Source organism: Membranihabitans marinus (assembly GCF_019802045.1).
In the GTDB taxonomy this organism is placed as follows: domain Bacteria; phylum Bacteroidota; class Bacteroidia; order Chitinophagales; family Saprospiraceae; genus Membranihabitans; species Membranihabitans marinus_A.
In genome coordinates, this window is sequence record NZ_JAHVHU010000004.1 from 375,031 (window position 1) to 393,632 (window position 18,602).

Below are 18,602 nucleotides of genomic sequence, written 5' to 3' on the forward strand. Positions count from 1 at the left end.
TTAGAATCCTACTACTAAGTTAAAAAATACACTTCGTGAAGTCGGTGATGACAGGTTCTCAAAACCAACAGCATTGGTAGCTGTAGCATACACTGACTCTGGATCGACACCTTTCAGATGACTTGAAAGCATGGCGACATTGTTCATAGAGGCACCGATTTGCAATTTCTGCATACCAGTATTCTGAATCAAGGTTCGTGGAAAGCTGTAGTTCAACTGCAAGGTCCGGATACGGATATTGCTGGCATCATAGATGTTATTCTCGGTGATACCCAGGTTGCCGCTTCGCTCAGACAATGTCGTCCAGTAAATTTCGGGCGATACCGGTGTGGAATTTACAGAATATCCACCTCCTTCATTCTCCACTACGCCATCGTATATGATATCCGCGCGGGCACCATTCACTACGGTTGCAGCGGCATTCCCGGCTTGTTGCAACGCCCGGTTGGTTCCGGAAAAAATCTCACCACCGAAACGTCCGTCGATCAACATACTCAAAGATATATTCTTGTAGGTAAAGGTATTGTTGAATCCAACCAGCGCATCCGGCTGCTGATTACCCAATCGCACCTTATCCGGATTACTCAATGGGATCCCTTCATCATCCACAATGATCTGACCAAAATGAGGACTTGATTCATCTTCCACTCGCTTAAATTCTGTACCCCAGATCTCACCATAAGGTTGTCCGGAAACAGCCAGTATGGATATATTATCAAAACCGCCCAAACCGTACTGGGTCACGTCTTCTGTTAATTCCACAACTGTATTAATGTTCTTGGCATAGTTCAAACTCATATCCCAGTTGAAACCATTTGTATTTTCGATGATCGTACCATTAATGGTCAGTTCTACCCCTTTGTTCTCGATATTACCCGCATTGACCTTTTTGGAATTGTAGCCACTCAACGGGTTCAATGGAATATTAATCAGTTGACGGGTCGCATTGGATTTGTAATAAGAAAAGTCAATTCCCAATCTGTTTTCAAACATTCGGGCGTCAATCCCGACCTCCCATGATTTGATTAACTCACTTTTCACATCCGGGTTAAACAAGACATTGTTTTTAGAGGCTGTGGTATTCCCATTCGGGTCATTGCCAATGGAATAGTAATTGTACAACTGGTATGCTGGCAAATCGTTCCCTACTTCTGCATAGGATGCACGGATCTTACCAAACATCAACCAATTGGGCACATTTCCACCATTCGCTTCAATCATGTCTGTGAATACCCAGGAGGTACTGACCGAGGGATAAAAGAAAGATCGGTTCTCTTTACTCAGTGTGGAAGACCAGTCATTTCGCCCTGTAACATCCAGGAAAAGATATCCTCCGTAATTAAACTGAACAGTACCGTAGAGTGAATTCAGTTTTCGTTCACTGAACCCCTGACCTACTGTCGGATTATCTTCACCGTTGTTCAGTGAAAATAAATTCGGCACGACCAACAGCCCGGAGTTCGAGCTCAGACTCTTGTGGGTCTGATGCATCAGGTTTCCACCCAGATTAATCGTCCCTCCCAGGTTCCCCAAAATATTATCTTTTGAGGCAGAAAGCAAGGCACTGTAGTTTCCTTCCGTAAAGGAATTCGATCCAAGACTGTATCTTCCAGTCGTAGCCAGCGGGCTTCCTCCGTATAATTTCGATTCTGTATTTGTATTATAAAGGTCAAAACCAGCCCGTATTTCAGCATACATCCAGTCCGTCAGTTGATTTTTGACTGATCCATTGACCATAAACCGGTCGCGGGTATCTGAATTCAGATTGTTTCTAGAATTCCAATATGGATTGACAGCATTCGATGGCAGATACCAGATCATATTCCCAAATTCATCGCTTCCTTCACTGAAAGACGTCACATCAATGGACCTGGGAAGCAAGTACATCGTGGCAAATGAATTGGATATATTGACACCATTTAGTGGTCTGTTGTTTGCGGTGGATTTGATATACTGCACTTTGACGTCTGTTGTCCAGCTGTCATCGCGACCAAAGTTGGACACGGAACGAGTCATCAGATTGAGTCTGTCCAAAGTAGCACCTGGAATCATACTATTATCAGACAGGTAATTAATGGATGAAAACAAAGATGTTGCTTCATTCATTTGTTGCTGGAATGAAAGACTGTGATTCCAGCTTGTACCGGATCCAAAATAATTTTCGAGGTTCTCATGCGCTTCCATCTTCCCTGTAGAACCATCCCATAGTTCGATGCTTTGTCCGGCAATCTCCGGTCCCCAACTTTGACTGGAAAGGTTGTTGTAGATTCCGTTATTTCCTTGTCCAAACACACTTTGGATTTCGGGCTTCATAAACATGGACGATGAGCCAAGTGTACCGGAATACGTAATTCCCAAGCCATCCTGAGCTTTACCGGTTTTGGTGGTAATCAGGATCACTCCGTTTCCAGCCCGAGATCCATATAAAGCTGCTGCTGAGGCTCCTTTCAGGACGGACATGGATTCTATGTTTTCCGGATTGAGATCACCCAATCCGTTCCCCATATCCGTCGAAGGGTTCCAAAAGTCATTGTTGGAGGCTCCCGTAAAGTTGTCCATAGGAACCCCGTCAATTACAATCAAAGGTTGATTATCTCCGGTCAGAGAGTTGTTCCCCCGGAGCACAATTTTTGAAGATCCTGCCGGACCATTACTTCCACGAACGACTTGCAGGCCGGCAATTTTACCGGAGATGGCGTTCGCTATATTATTTTCACGTGCGACAACCAGGGAGGGGCCGCCAATTTCCTGCACGGCATATCCCAGTGCCTTCTTTTCCCGTTTGATACCGAGCGCAGTCACTACAATCTCATTCAAAGCCAGACCACCGGATAATTGAATTTCAAGTAATTCTTCGCCATTATAAGGGACTTCCACAGATTGATACCCGACATAGGACACCACGAGCACAGGGTTATCGGTCTGGGCTTCCAATTGGAACTTCCCGTCGAAGTCCGTGGTGGTCCCGTTGTTCTCTGTATCTAACTCCAATACGGTTGCCCCGATAATGGGGTCTCCATTTTCCGCATCTGAGATTATTCCCTGGATATTCTGAGCATACGCACCGGGTCCGGTGAATGCCGAGATCATCAGAAAGAAACTGAGCACCCCCATGGCCAGCAACGGCTGGTCTGGGTTAAGTCTCATTTTCAACATTACAAGTTTTTTCATTTGGTGATTTTTTTAGTAAATAAATTCATTTAGGTTTAATAGGTGGTTTTTAAAATCGAAACTTATACTTTTTTATAACCATTTTATATGACAAATTACCAGGCGGTAGTTTTTCAATTCTCGATACTACTATTTTCATAATTTATGGATTTGAGGTTAAAACAACTATTTGCTTACGACACCGGGGGTAACTTCCTCCAATCGTTCAATCACAAGGGCTGCTGCTCCGACTAACTCGGCAGCAGCTCCCAGCTCAGAGATTTTAAGCACGGTGTTTTCTGCTAATTTGCCAATACTGTGCTCATAGATTCCCTGCTGGACCGGTGGCAACCAAAATTTACCGGGAATAGCTCCCAGCCCGCTTAGCACGATGAGCCCCGGATTAAACAGATGAACCAACGTGGAAATGCCTCGACCAAGATTATGGCCCAAATGCTTCAACAAGCCTACGGCAAAAGAATCTCCTTGTTGAATAGCGTTAAAGATTAACTTCACAGCATCGGTTCTGTCATCAGGTAATTGATTGGGCAAGATGGTATATACACCATCTGCCAACCCTTCCTTTGCTTTTTCGATAAGAACATACAAAGAGGTTTCTGTTTCCAGACAACCCCGTTTTCCACAACTACAGACCTTGTTATTTTCAAACAAAGGAATATGACTGAATTCACCTGCGAAGCCATTTTCACCCCGAAATACTTTTTGGGAAACAATCACACCAAGCCCAACCCCCCATCCAATATTGATAACCAGCGTGTTCTCACGATCCCGCCCCCACCCCTGCCGCAGTTCTGCCAGTCCGATCAATGAGGAGTCATTGTCAATAAAAACAGGCAATTCCAGGATGCTTTCCAGATAACCTACTATATCAGAGTGATTGCTCTTTAAAAAACTGTGATTGATCCCCTCCTTTACATCCACAAATCCGGGCATGCCAATACCTACCCCCAATATTCGACTTTTATCAATTCCCGTGTCTTTGATGCACTTAGAAACAAAGGTTCCCAGAGCAATCAGATCTTCACCGGTTTTTGACAGAAGGATATTTTTGGATTTACTTTCCAAGACCTGGTTGCCCTTTAAATCAAAAATGCTAAAAGTCGTACTGATCTGGTTCACTGCTACACCAATGGTATAGTATATTTTTTCTTTAATGGAATACAACTGTGGACGACGTCCTCCTTTGGATTTGGCAAGGCCTCGTTCTTCAAGGATTTCCTCCTCCACCATTTCATTGACCAAAGCACTGGTAAAGGGAATACTTTTACGAATTCCTTTACTCAGATCGGAGACAGGTAATTGCTCCCGACCGTAGAGTTGCTTTATCAGTTTAATTTTGAATTTGTTTTCTAAAATCATTTTCACAATGCCCTTTGTAGATGAAGCACTTCACAAATGTATTGATTACTTTTTAATTTATTTAATATGTCAGTGTTTTTTTTTAAAATGAATGGCCTCGCAGGACGTACTCAGGTTGATTTTATAAGGCCAAAAGTTGGTTTAGATCTTACGTAGAACCAGAAGAGATTATCCAGTGGGATGCTAACGATCAACGATCTGATCGCGCTAATCATGGGCGCAAGTAGTTACCATGTGTCAAGAAGTCCAATACCTTCAAAAAAAATCTGAACGGACTCATAAGGTCGTTCAGATTTTCTATGTCTAAAAATAACAGAATCAAGAAGTAGTAATCATCGTGAAATATGAATACTACTTTCGCTACTATTTAGGTCCTGCTCCGTACTCCGGATTAGATTGATCAAACCATAGACGCTCTGCATTTAAAATCTGTGGATTGGGATCACCTGTGGTAAATCCTTGTTCTTGCACAGCCTCCAGCGCATTCTCATAATTCAAATCATCCGGTGTTGGTGTTCCGACAGTAAACCGGCGTGGTATCGGCATTTCCGTGCCTGATGAGGTGAAAGTTTCCCAGGACAGATATTCGCTTTCCTTCATGGGAACACCGGAACGACGAACAGTGGTCCAAAGATCTTGAGGAGTATTCATAAAATTGATGTATTGTTGGATATAAACCTTTTCCAGTCCATCCGTACTCAGATCATAAGCAGGCTGACTAATCAGTGCTTCTATTTCACCATCCCTCAAATGAGTGGATGCTGCTTCGGCCTGATCGGGATCGGTGTATACCGGATCGGAAAAGTAGTACGGCGTCTCGTTATTTTCAGCCAATAAATCCGCTCGTTTCACTGATAATTCCACCCCCCGGTTAAAATATTCTTGGGCACTTTTTGGCAGATTGGCTCCCATTAGCTTAAATTCAGCTAAATACAAATTAGTTTCTGCAGCACTCCCGAGGATAACATGCAAAGGCGGGTCATTGTCTTTTAACTCAATAATCCGTCCGCCTGGTTTGGTTGGGTAGGTATAGTTATAGAGCGTACGCGTCAGTTTTTCGTGATAAAGCGAGGTGGATGAATACGTTTTCTCGACCCCATTAGCTGCTATTTTATTATAAGCAGTCTGATTAAAGTAAATATCATTAGCTGGGTCCAAAGTCTCATCTGGCGAAACAGGTGCACCATGATACCGAACCCAGGGCTCTCCGGGTTCATTCCAGCCGGCAAAATTTCCATTTTCATCAAAATCGACCAATGGCTCTATGAAGGGGGGCAGTGGTTGTTCTGCATCAATAAATGCCTGGACCACTTCGCCGTTAAAATGGTTTTTATTAAAGGTAAACCGTAACCGTGGATCCTTATTAGCCACCAGAAAATCGATTAAATTTTGACCACCATAACCGATCCACATCCCATTACCGGTCCCATGGTATTTTATTCCCCGATGATAAATAAAATCATCAGCTAAAGCATCCATATACCCCACCGGGGAATTGGCAACCTGTTCTGCTATTTCGAGTGCCTTACTTTGATTTTTATTCACCAATCGGGCTGCTATTTTCAATTTGAGCAAATTGCTGAATTTTGCCCACTTTTCATAGTCGCCCTCGTAAATAAAGTCCTGCCTGCCCAAGGTAATTTGATCCTCTGAATTTCTCAGTGATTCAATAGCTGCATCCAGTTCACTCAACCAGGTATTGAAAAGTTCCTCTTGATTATCAATTTCAGGGGTTAACAACGGCGGGTTCGTATAGGGCGCCAAGCCTGCCTCCGAATATACCAGTGATCCGGTCAGATCTGTGTTCACGATAGCCGGAGCAATCTGTATGGGATAAGTGATGGCTTTCAAAGCCTGCCGGGCAGCCTGCTCTTCCTCCGACATAGCCTCTATTCGCATTCGCACATCGACTGTTTGGGGAAACAATGCGCCATAAAGCCCTTGCGACCCATAAGGTCCCATTAAATTAAAATCAGCATTATTTCCCCCTTGGACTGTAGTGACCTGAGTCCAGGGATAGATGTATTGAAAGTTGGAATAGAACCAATTTGTATAATCATTATTATACATTTGTTCGATCGCCTTGGTCACAGAATACCGTAAATCCGGGTCAGACAAGGTCGATGGATTGCTGTTGAGTTCTGCAAACTTATCCCGGTCACAGCTCCAGGCTGATACCAGAACGAGGGCTATTATCAATTTATATATCGTTTTCATAATTTACTATTTATGATCAATTAAAAGTGAATTCTAGATTAAAAATCAATGTTCAGCGTAAAAGTATAGTTTGCCGTATAGGGCATAAAAGAACGCTCACGGAATGAAGCATTACTTGACGTCCCCCGAAAACTTTCCGGATTCAGGTTGTTCGGCAAGGAATTGAGTAAATATCCCAGGTTTCTACCCGTAAATGCCAAATACATGTTCTGGGCTTTTATTTTCTGAGCGAACGATTTGGGCAGGTTATACCCAACAGAAACATTTCGCAATGCGATGTATTTCACTTCATTGAACCAGTTGTCATTAATGACCCCACTACTCCATGCGCTGTTAAAATAGGTGTAAAGGCTAGCGTGCGTAGGCTCTACATACCCTGCATCGTATGCTTCCTGATAGGTCATCCCCCCTACATTAACCTGCTCTCCATCCGGGGCTGTAACCACCTGGTCGGCCGCAAACACCCCTTCGGGAATCAAGCCGTCATGGAAGGTCTGACCTTTCGTGTCCTCATATTCGCTGGTCCACGTGATTCCACCGTGGGCTTCATCACGAGCAGTCAACGAGCTCTCCAAATACCCGTAAGCCGTTCCATATTTGTTCGAATACGAAGCAATATGTCCACCAAACCGGGCATCTAGCAGAACAGAAACACTCAGGTTTTTATACGAAAATGTATTCCCCCAGGACCCTTCAAAGTCAGGATTGATTTTACCAACTTCTTGTGCCTCATAACTCCTTGTATAATGCGCGCCTCTGCGATCGTCCTTCCAGGTCAAAACCTTATTCCCATTCCCGTCTTCCAACGGTTTTGTATCTGAATATAGCACACCATATTCTCCATCTTCAAAAGCCACTGAACCTACTCTAAAATTACCGTAAGCAATATCTCCACCTAACCGTTTATACTCTCCCACTTCATCTCGAAGCTCCGACACTGTGGTGGTATTGTTCCAATAATTAAATGTGGATTCCCATTGAAAATCCCTGACTTGCACTGGAATCACTTTCAGCGACAGCTCAAACCCCTTATTGCTCAACGTACCGATATTCGTAAACATACTGCCAAAACCAGTTGATGATGGAATGGGTATGCTTCCGATCTGATTCGTAATAGACTCGTTGTAATAAGCAATATCCGCATTGATTCGCCCTGTAAACAATCTAAAGTCAAGCCCAACCTCCATGCTGTTTTTACGCTCAGGTTTGATATTTGGATCGACCAAAGTCGTTGATTTTGTATTGGTGTATATAAAATTACCCCCTGCAAGTTCATAAGATCCCAAACCATACCCTTTGTTGATCGTATATGGATTCGTATCGTTTCCAACCTGCGCCCAGGAAGCTCTAAACTTACCAAATGAAATAAATGAAGGTAAATCAAAGGTTTCCGAAAGTATCCAGGAAGCACTCACTGATGGATAGAAATAGGAATAATTCCCCGAGCCATCAGAATACACCAGTGCTGAGCTCCAGTCATTTCTTCCGGTGACATCAAGGTATAGTTGGTTTTTCCAGCCCAGACTTCCTAAGAAATACAGTGAATTGATTTGTTTTGTACCATTAATAGCTGCACTGGTCCGGGGTGTTTTCTTGGAGTTTCCAATATAAAATCGTCCGGGGACGATTAATCCTCCATCAGTCCAGGTTCGGGTATATTGATTTTGCTGATCCCACATTTCCCCTCCTACGATGACATTGGTTGTCAGGTTTGTCCAATCCTTATTCAGGTTAGCGACCAGTTTTCCCGTACGTGTTCGATCGCCATCATTTCTCAATTCATAAAATCCACCATCCATGGCATACCCAGTTCCCAACTGTTGATTTTCATAAAATACCGAATAGTCGTTCATATTTCCTTCAGCGTAAACCGAAATCCAATCAGCCAACTGGGCCGTAAGTCGTACGATAGGTCGGATCACTTGTTCTTTTCTGGTTGCATCCCACAAGTTATACCTGAACCAGGTTCCATTACCAGGCACATTGGCATATTTATCCCCGTAACTGCTTTGCGGGGTCCCACCATGGGGCGCCTGATAAACCTCCTGCTGGCTCCATCGTTCGGTATCATACCAGGCGCGCCAGCTTCCTGTTGCAAAACTTCCGGACAAGTCGTTTCCTGGATTTGTTGCGCTGGAAGTCGTATAAGCTACCGATGCATCCGCTGTTAACCAGGAAGAAAAGTTAAAAGATCCCTTAAACAAGAGGGAGTTTCGAGTAAATTTATTCGTAGGCATCACGCCGGTGCGGGTGTTGTAGGAATTGGATAGATAAAAACTTCCCCGGTCGTTGGCCCCACTCAGTCCCAAAGCCGTATTGGAATTCAGCCCGGTGTCATAAGCATCGACCATATTGCCCGGAAACGGTGAATAAGTCCGAATCTCCCGATCATAATCTTCGATGGGACGACCATCAAATTTGGGCCCCCACCCCAATGTCGTTGGGTAGCCTATTTTTGACATCATTTGCTGACCATTCACTTCCCTGGTACTCACCTGATTTATATCAAATCGATAATAATTTCCATCCGCATCTTTCTCGCCATACCCAATATAACCAGCCAAGGTACCCGGACCGTACTCATATTGCAGATCCGGCTGCGCATAGACATCGGTAATGCCCAAAGATTGTGAAAAATTCACACCAAGTCCCTCTTGCCCTTTCCCGTCCTTATTCTTTATGACGATAGCTCCATTGATTCCCCGAGATCCATACAATGCAGTAGCAGCAGCTCCTTTTAATACAGAGACGGATTCAATATTGTCCGGATTCAGATTTTTAAGTATACTGCCAAAATCATTCGCATTTCCAGCCCAATCAGCGCTGGCATTGGATATGCCTGCTTCAACGATGACACCGTCAATTACAAATATGGGCTGATTGTTGTTCGAATTTAACACAGAGACTCCACGGAGTTGTATTTTATTATTTCCGAACAAACCCCCATCGGAAGATCCAATACTCAGTCCGGCAGACTTCCCTTGAAGCGCTTCCACCGGATTAACGGTATTCAGCATCGCGATGTCCTCTCCTTTGAGTTCTGTCACAGCGTAGCCCAGTCGTTTGGTTTCCCGCTTGATCCCCAAAGCAGTGACCACTACTTCATCAAATAACAACCCAGGATTCAATTGAATTGTCAGATTCTCCTGGCCTGTATAAGCCACTTCTTGGGGCTGATACCCCACGTAACTCACCTGCAGAACAGGATCCTCAGTTTGTAGGGTCAGGCTAAATTTTCCATCAAAATCCGTGGTGGTCCCGTTGTTTTCAGAACCTTTTTCCAGTACTGTAGCTCCGATAATAGCTTCTCCATTTTCGGCGTCCGTTATCGTTCCGGATACCGTTTGGGCATTCACTCCAGTGGCGAATAGCAATAGAAGGAATAACGTGATAAATCCGGTACACCTTTCGCGTTGAATCGACGAAAGCGGTGAATTCTCACTCCGTAAAATATGTACTATTTTCATAATAAAGAGATTGAGTTAGTAAAAAATATTTCTGTTCAATGACAACCATGCCAAATCTAAAAAACCTAAAACCGGGTACCAGTCAGCTTTTATTTGACAAAGGTTGTTGTTTCGTTCTTTAATTGACGCGCTCTAGAACTTGTACTTCTTCCAACCGGTCAACCACCAGGGCTGCTGCACCCACCAATTCTGCAGCCGGTCCGAGTCTAGAAATTTTCAATTCGATCTTTTCAGCCAATTTTCCAATACTGTGTTCATTTATTGCTTGCTGAACTGGAGGTAACCAATATCTACCAGGCGACGAGCCCATTCCACTTAACACAATCAATCCGGGATTAAACAGGTGTATAAGAATAGATATCCCCCGTCCCAGATTTTGTCCCACTTGTCGAAGCAAACCGATAGAAAAAGTATCGCCCTGCTTCATCGCCTCAAATATCAACCCCACGGCCTCAGTGGGATCTTCCGGTAAACGGTCGGGTAAGGAGGTATATGCTCCGTCTGTCAGGCCTTCTCTTGCTGCATCCAACAAAACATATAATGAGCTTTCCGTTTCCAGGCAACCCAATTTACCGCAGCTGCATATTTTATTATTATCAAATAACGGGATGTGACTAAATTCACCGGCAAATCCTTTTTCTCCGCGAAACACCCGCTCAGCGATCACCACACCGAGACCAATACCCCATCCTATATTTACCACAAGCGCATTGGGATGACCTTTAGCACACCCTTGTTTTAATTCGGCCAGCCCGATGAGTGATGAATCATTATCAATAAAAACGGAAAAACCCAGCACATCTTCCAGATAGGAGACAATCGAGGAAGTACCACTATCCAGAAAAGTATGGTTCACTCCCTTTATAGAATCGATAAAACCCGGCATACCAATTCCTACACCCAAGATTTTTTCTCGATCAAGGTCACTTTCTACGATGGATTCTGATATAAATTCTCCAAGTTCTACGAGATCTTCTCCTGTTTTGGACAGGCGAATGTTTCGGGAAATGGGACCGATGATCTGATTTCCATTGAGATCAAAAACTGCCAGAGTTGCTTTAATCTGATTCACGGCCACACCCACTGTATAAAAGTTGTTGTCTTTGATGGCATACAACTGAGGTCGGCGTCCTCCGTTGGATTTAGCGAGACCACATTCCTCCAGAACTTCGTCTTCGATCATTTCACTAATTAACGAACTGGTAAAAGGAATACTCTTTTTAATTTTTTTACTTAACTCCGCAACAGACAAATGATCACAACCATACATGTTTTTTATTAATTGGACTTTGTACTTATTATCTAAATTCATCAGAGCGAGTTAGATGGCTTTTTACCATTTCCTTCACAAACCTAAAAAATAGTTTTTAAATTATTTACTATCTTCTAAAGAATTTAGATAAGAAATTGAAAAGAAAATATCATTGCATGCACCAGCAATTTATATAATATGCTGATTACCGGTTACTTAACTGCAAGAAATTCAATATGTAGTTAAACTAACTAAAAAGACACCTCCCCAACAGATCGTTAAGGATATGAAAAGAATTATTTCTCTTTTTGCCACTCTTGAATCATAGTACGAATGTCTTTACCACCCCGTATTGTGACTATGGCGGTCACCACGATATACCAGATCACAACTAAAATTACGATGAGTGTCCAAATCCAATGATTCATATTAATTGACTTTTATTTTTCCATGTAAAATTTCAGGTTTGAACCAAACCACATCATAACAGCCGTTGCGATGTAAGTGGCCACACCAAATTTATAGGGCCCGATGGATTCAAACAAACCCCGGGTAGCCTCTACTTCTTTAAAAATCAGGTACGACAATGGAATCACACATCCGGTGATAATAGCTGCAACGGCCCCCCAGTTGTTGGCTTTTTTCCAATAACAAGCAGCGATCAGTAACACACTCATACTGGATAAATAAATCGTCCCTGTTACCTGCAGATAAACCCACAAGTCACCTTTCAACGGATACCAAAGACCATATAGTAGTAAAAATATTCCAATCAAACCAATCAAGACCCGATTCCACAGCAAGCCTTTCCGGTCCGACCACAAACCCTTGTGAATCGGTTTCATAATATCATTGTAGATCACCGAGCTCCAGGCAATCATATACGAGGAGTTGGTCGACATATCGGCTGCCAGCATAGCTGCTACCATAATCCCGATGAGCCCCACAGGTAGTATCGCAGCCAGGAAGTGCGGCATCGCCATGATCGCTTCCGAACCACTAAATCGGTCCGTACCAAAATAATGAAGGGCCGCAATGCCAATCAATGCCGGCAGGATAAACCGAACCAAAAAGAACGGAGCCGTCCCTTTGTAAATATTCATGGCCGTTTTGGTATTTCGGGCCGATAATGCTCTGGAAAGTGTCGTCTGCCAGGTCATCACAGAAGCAAATGCCAAAAAGATATCCAGGAAAATTCGATCGACCCCATACGTATCGCCCAAAAACGGATTGTAAGCAGCGGGACCTCGGACCGTATCCAAGGTATGTAGGAGATCCGACCACCCAAACTGGACCAACAGTAAAATGACCACCATGGTCAAGCCGATACTCATGATCACAAACTGAATGTAATCTGTTATAAAAACTGAGATCATCCCCCCTAATATGGTATAGAGTGCCACTCCCAGCAGGATGACTGTCATCACCAATTCCAAATAAACCATATCAAATCCACAGACGACCGTCAGAAAATTACCACCCATGCGCAGAAAAACCCCCATATTGAGCAATCCACCCAATACGATAACCACCCCGCTCGCCCACCGAACTTTGGTGCCAAATTTCACGTTGAATAATTCAGGCAGTGTAATCACTTCCTGATCACGGAGAGGCTTAATACAAAAGCCTGTCCACCCGACGATGAACATAGCTATCGCCGTCGTCACGCCCGGAGTGGTTCCGGCAAACCCATATTTGAACCCCAGTTCTGCATTGGCCATAAACGTAGCAATACCAAATTCTGTGGCAGCCAATGAGGCTATACCCAAATAAACATTGACGCTCCGGCCGGCTACGAGGAAATCCGTGACGTTACGCACATACTTTCGGGCCCACAACCCGACCGTTACCGTTCCAGCCAAATAAATCAATACTATAGCGCCGTCAATAAAAAAGTTGAAGTTGGTCATAAGGGGGATATTCGTATTTAACTCACCGGCAATTTTAGCGGACTAAATATAGGAATAATAATGAAAAAGAGGGCTTCTCTCGATTTCTGCCCCGCTATAAAATTTCTTATATTTGCGGTTTATATACCTGTATTCTAAATAATCCAAATCCAAACTATGCTCTATTACAATGGCCAGCGACAAACCGGCACATCTAATCATTCTATTGAGAATATCAATCCAGCCAATGGCCAAATAATCGGTACTATTCAAACTGCATCGGAAGATGACGTTCAAAAAGCCATAGAATCAGCAAAGTCGGGCTTTCGGATCTGGTCCGCCATGTCACCCACCGAACGGGGCCGTATTTTGAGAAAAGCAGCCGAACTGTTGCGATCAAAAAATGATGAAATTGCCCGAATTGAGGTGGAAGATACAGGGAAACCTATTTCAGAAGCACTCGAAGTAGATATTCATTCGGGAGCTGATGCCCTGGAGTATTATGGTGGAATTGCTGCCAGTCTTCACGGCGAACATTATGACCTGGGCGCCAGCTTCGCATACACCCGAAGGGAACCCCTGGGTATCTGTGCGGGCATCGGTGCATGGAATTACCCCATACAGATCGCCTGCTGGAAATCAGCTCCGGCTTTGGCATGTGGAAATGCCATGATATTTAAACCCGCCGAGTTGACACCCCGGTCAGCCGTTCTTCTAGCGGAGATTTATTCGGAAGCAGGACTTCCTGATGGCGTGTTTAATATTATTCAAGGAGAAGCAGAAGTCGGCCAGCTGCTGACTCGCCACCCGGATATACGGAAGGTCTCACTGACCGGAGAGGTAGGTACCGGGAAAAAAGTGATGGCTGATGCAGCGGGATCATTGAAACATGTGACCCTGGAATTGGGTGGAAAATCTCCACTGATTATTTTTGACGATGCAGATATTGATGAAGCTGTAAATGGTGCTTTACTGGCGAATTTTTACACCCAGGGTGAAATTTGTTCGAACGGGACCCGAGTCTATGTGGCGCAATCCATCAAAACTGAGTTTCTTAAAAAACTCATCGACAAAACTAAACTTCTGAAAACCGGTGATCCCATGGATATAAAAACCCAGGTCGGTGCGCTCATTAGCCGGGAGCATTTTGAAAAGGTTCTGACTTACATCGACAAGGGCAAAGAGGAAGCCACTTTGCTCTATGGTGGGGAACGATTTGAAGGCGATCAGGGGGAATGTAAGGACGGATATTTTATTTCTCCTGCTATTTTCGAGACTGATGATGAATCGGCCTGCATCGTCCGAGAAGAAATATTCGGGCCTGTCATGACGGTGCTTCCTTTTACAGAAGAAACGGAGGTGGTTCGCAAGGCCAATGATACCATTTATGGGTTGGCCGCAGGAGTCTTCACCCGGGATCTAAAACGGGCACATCGGGTGGTCCAACAACTCGAAGCGGGGATGTGCTGGATTAACAATTACAATGTCACACCGGTTGAAATTCCTTTTGGTCCTTACAAACAATCTGGCTTTGGAAAAGAAAATGGCCTGGTAACACTTGATGCGTACAGCCAGCTAAAAACGGTATACGTGGAAATGGACAAAATAGACAGCCCTTATTAATTCCTTCCTTTAGCATGTATGATCTCTTTCTAATTGCACGGGATCGCAATGTATAAAAGGAACAAATGAACTTCAAAAATAAAAAGAACATATGAACTATGATTACGTGATCGTGGGTGGTGGCTCTGCCGGATCTGTACTAGCCAACCGTTTGAGTGAAAACCCTGAAAATACCGTTTTGGTGTTGGAAGCAGGTCGCCAGGATTATATTCTTGATTTTAGAATTCATATGCCAGCGGCATTGAGTTTTCTACTCACGGGAACATTTTACAACTGGGGATATTCTTCTGAACCGGAACCATACATGAACGGCCGACGGATCGCCCAACCCAGAGGGAAAGTACTCGGCGGTTCGAGTTCCATCAATGGCATGATCTGGATTCGGGGAAATAAAGAGGATTATAATAAATGGGCCCGGGAAAAAGGATTGGAACACTGGGATTATGCCCATGTCCTGCCCTATTTCAAAAAACTCGAAACCCGATTGATTGGAGCGGACAAATACCACGGCGATAAAGGACCGCTCAAGTTGACTACCCCGAAAAATAAAAATCCGCTATTCAAGGCATTTTTTGATTCTGTACAGGAAGCAGGATATCCCTTGACTGATGATGTGAATGGGGCGCAACAAGAAGGTTTTGGGAAATTTGACCAGACTATATATAAGAGCCGACGACGAAGCGCAGCCCGTTCCTACCTTCATCCGGTCAAACACCGTCCAAATCTGACGGTCATGACGAAAGCCATGGTGCACAAAGTGATCTTCGAAGGAAAAAAAGCCATCGGTGTGGAGTACAAAAAGGGAGGAAAAGTACAAGAAGTTTATGCTAACCAGGAAATCCTGCTTTGCGGAGGTGCCATTAATTCACCCCAATTGCTTCAGTTATCAGGCATCGGCGACGGAAAAGAACTTCATCAACATGGAATTGAGGTTGTTCACGATTTGCCCGGTGTGGGCAAAAACCTCCAAGATCACCTAGAAGTATATGTCCAGTGGCTAGCCAAAGAACCAGTCAGTGAGTATCCGAATTTGAGTCCGTGGCGGGCACCCAAAATTGGATTTGATTGGCTTTTTCGACGAAAAGGCCCCGGAGCTACCAATCATTTTGAAGCAGGAGGATTTATAAAAAGCAGTGAGGAAAAGCCTTATCCGGACTTACAATACCATTTTTTACCACTGGCCATACGCTATGATGGATCTGCTCCATCCGAAGGGCATGGGTTTCAATTGCATGTCGGCCCTATGAACACGGATGTCCGCGGTCATGTCAAGATCAGATCCAATGATCCCTATGAGCCACCGGCCATATTGTTTAATTATCTTTCTACTGAACAAGAACGTCAGGACTGGATCAGAGCCATTCGCAAAACCCGTGAGCTCATCGAAACCAAAGCCATGGAGAAATACAGAGGTGAAGAGCTATCACCAGGCAAAGAAGTTCAGACGGATGAAGAGATACTGGAATGGGTAGCCCGGGAAGGAGAAAGTGCCTATCACCCCAGCTGCACCTGCAAAATGGGGCATGACGATATGGCTGTAGTGGATGATCAACTGCGGGTACACGGAGTTGAAGGACTTCGGGTGGTGGATGCATCAGTCATGCCATACATCACCAATGGAAACATCTACGCACCGGTTTTGATGATCGCAGAAAAAGCAGCGGATCTCATTCAAAACAAACAGACATTACCGCCGATAGAAGATGTCTAGACTCATGTAGTGACACCTACAATTAAAATGCAACTCTAAAAGAATATGATCAACCGAGACATTCTATCCAACCTCCGTCCTACCTTGTTTCTTATGGCAGCCCTGGCTTTAGCAGGAGGTTATCTTTACATCTTTACAGATTCACCTGTGTTTTGGCCCGGTTTTATCACCATGATATTCTTTTATGGGGTGATCTTCTACATGGGAACCTATGCAGCCACCTTACGGAAGACCAATAGCACGGATGAGATACTACTGGCGGGAAGGGGCATTCCTGTGTGGATGGGCGTATTTACTATGAGCGCAACCTGGGTGGGTGGTGGATATATTAATGGAGCTGCCGAGTATGCTTTTGATAGTAATTACGGTATCATTTGGGTCCAGGCACCCTGGGGTTATGGTCTTAGTTTGATCATAGGTGGATTGTTTTTTGCACGAAAAATGAGACGGCATCGGTTCAAGACCCTTTTGGATCCGCTGGCTCAAAGATTCGGCAAACGCATGACGACTGTCTTATTCCTTCCAGCATTATTAGGTGAAATATTTTGGACTGCAGCCATCCTCACCGCATTGGGCGCTACTTTTGCGACCATTTTGGGTTTGGATATACAGACAGCCATTATCGTGTCATCGTTTATAGCCATTGCTTATACCGCCATCGGTGGTCTGTGGGCAGTGGCATTGACAGATGTGATCCAGCTGGGGTTACTGGCGATCGGCCTGATTATTGTGATTCCCTACGCACTGCATGAAGTGGGCGGTTGGGAATTTGCCTGGGATCAATATCAAATGAATATGGATGGATTGGCTTCTATTATCCCCTCAAAAGACGCATTGGGTGATTATTATTACAATTGGTGGGATTTTGCTTTATTGCTCATTTTCGGAGGTATTCCGTGGCAGGTTTATTTCCAACGGGTATTGTCTTCAAAAGATGAAAAGACTGCTGTTCGTTTATCGGTTTTTGCCGGCATAATATGCATCCTGGCCGCGATTCCACCGGTTATGATCGGCGTGATTGGTCAGGCAGTACCTTCCTGGGAGGCGCTCGGTGCAGTCGGTCCTCCCGAAAATTCAGCGCTTATCCTTCCGTATGTAATCCGATACCTCACTCCCGAATTCATAGCTACCATCGGTCTGGGCGCAGTCGCAGCCGCAGTCATGTCATCTGTAGATTCTTCCATTTTATCGGCCTCATCCATGGCCAGCTGGAATATATACCGGCCTCTGTTCAGACCCAAGATCACCAACAAGTCATTGACAATGATCATCAAACGATGCATCTGGATCATCGGTATTACTGCAACCATATTAGCGCTAAACATCACCAGTGTATATGCGTTGTGGTTCCTTTGCAGCGATTTCGTATACGTCTTACTGTTTCCGCAATTGGTTACGGCTCTTTACGATAAAAAAGCCAACACCATGGGTTCTATTGCAGGTTTTGCTATCGCTTTTATACTCCGATTTGGCGGAGGCGATCCGACCTTAGGCCTCCCCATACTCATAGAATACCCCATGATCCAGGATGGGGAAGTTTTATTTCCATTTAGAACACTGGCCATGGCATCGGGATTGATCACCATCATTGTCGTATCGAGGTTAACGCAAAAATTGGATCCGGCGAAGGTTTTAAGGATAGCTGATTAGTGCCAGGAACAAAGTAACGAGTTTACAGCGCACCAAATAATTTAATACATTTCCCCCTGGTTGAGAGACTGTGTAAAAAGGCGGAATGATTGATTTTGTACGAGTCTCCAGACACTGGTATGTTTGTTTGAAGCGAGTGAAAAACCTGACAGATACTATGATCTAATCCAAGTATTTATATTGTTATTTCTCAAAATATTTTCTTAATTTAAAGATACCGAAAGAAGGCCTCAGCCGATTCAATACGCTGAAGTCTATCTAGT

At 44.2% G+C, this 18,602-nt stretch carries 10 protein-coding genes; 3 read left to right on the forward strand and 7 right to left on the reverse strand.

Features of this window, described 5'->3' with window-relative positions; all coding sequences use genetic code 11:
- From KUV50_RS04440 to KUV50_RS04465, 7 genes are all read right to left on the reverse strand, one after another.
- Positions 1-3,156, reverse strand: coding sequence for a SusC/RagA family TonB-linked outer membrane protein (locus KUV50_RS04440; protein ID WP_410000029.1), 3,156 nt, complete (start codon positions 3,154-3,156; stop codon positions 1-3).
- Positions 3,157-3,336: 180 nt separating this feature from the next.
- Complete coding sequence (locus KUV50_RS04445) at positions 3,337-4,530, reverse strand: ROK family protein (protein ID WP_261394995.1); 1,194 nt, start codon at positions 4,528-4,530, stop codon at positions 3,337-3,339.
- A 363-nt stretch (positions 4,531-4,893) separates the two neighbouring features.
- A complete protein-coding gene (locus tag KUV50_RS04450; RefSeq protein WP_222578893.1) occupies positions 4,894-6,747 on the reverse strand; it encodes a SusD/RagB family nutrient-binding outer membrane lipoprotein in 1,854 nt (617 codons plus the stop codon).
- A 38-nt stretch (positions 6,748-6,785) separates the two neighbouring features.
- Positions 6,786-10,214, reverse strand: coding sequence for a SusC/RagA family TonB-linked outer membrane protein (locus KUV50_RS04455; RefSeq protein ID WP_222578894.1), 3,429 nt, complete (start codon positions 10,212-10,214; stop codon positions 6,786-6,788).
- A 118-nt stretch (positions 10,215-10,332) separates the two neighbouring features.
- Positions 10,333-11,526 carry an ROK family protein gene (locus KUV50_RS04460; RefSeq protein WP_222578895.1) on the reverse strand — a complete coding sequence of 398 codons (1,194 nt, stop codon included), beginning with the start codon at positions 11,524-11,526 and terminating at the stop codon, positions 10,333-10,335.
- Positions 11,527-11,762: 236 nt separating this feature from the next.
- Complete coding sequence (locus tag KUV50_RS19355) at positions 11,763-11,894, reverse strand: hypothetical protein (RefSeq protein ID WP_261394984.1); 132 nt, start codon at positions 11,892-11,894, stop codon at positions 11,763-11,765.
- 12 nt (positions 11,895-11,906) lie between these two features.
- Positions 11,907-13,376 carry a sodium:solute symporter gene (locus KUV50_RS04465; RefSeq protein WP_222578896.1) on the reverse strand — a complete coding sequence of 490 codons (1,470 nt, stop codon included), beginning with the start codon at positions 13,374-13,376 and terminating at the stop codon, positions 11,907-11,909.
- A 156-nt stretch (positions 13,377-13,532) separates the two neighbouring features.
- Between KUV50_RS04465 and betB the strand changes: the two genes are divergently transcribed.
- From betB to KUV50_RS04480, 3 genes are all read left to right on the forward strand, one after another.
- Positions 13,533-14,978 (forward strand): betaine-aldehyde dehydrogenase, encoded by a 1,446-nt coding sequence (gene betB / locus KUV50_RS04470; protein ID WP_222578897.1) that lies wholly within the window; start codon positions 13,533-13,535, stop codon positions 14,976-14,978.
- A 91-nt stretch (positions 14,979-15,069) separates the two neighbouring features.
- Complete coding sequence (betA, locus tag KUV50_RS04475) at positions 15,070-16,689, forward strand: choline dehydrogenase (protein ID WP_222578898.1); 1,620 nt, start codon at positions 15,070-15,072, stop codon at positions 16,687-16,689.
- A 45-nt stretch (positions 16,690-16,734) separates the two neighbouring features.
- Positions 16,735-18,339: a sodium:solute symporter family protein gene (locus KUV50_RS04480; RefSeq protein WP_222578899.1), complete on the forward strand. Its 1,605-nt coding sequence runs from the start codon at positions 16,735-16,737 to the stop codon at positions 18,337-18,339.
- The last annotated feature ends 263 nt before the right edge of the window (positions 18,340-18,602 follow it).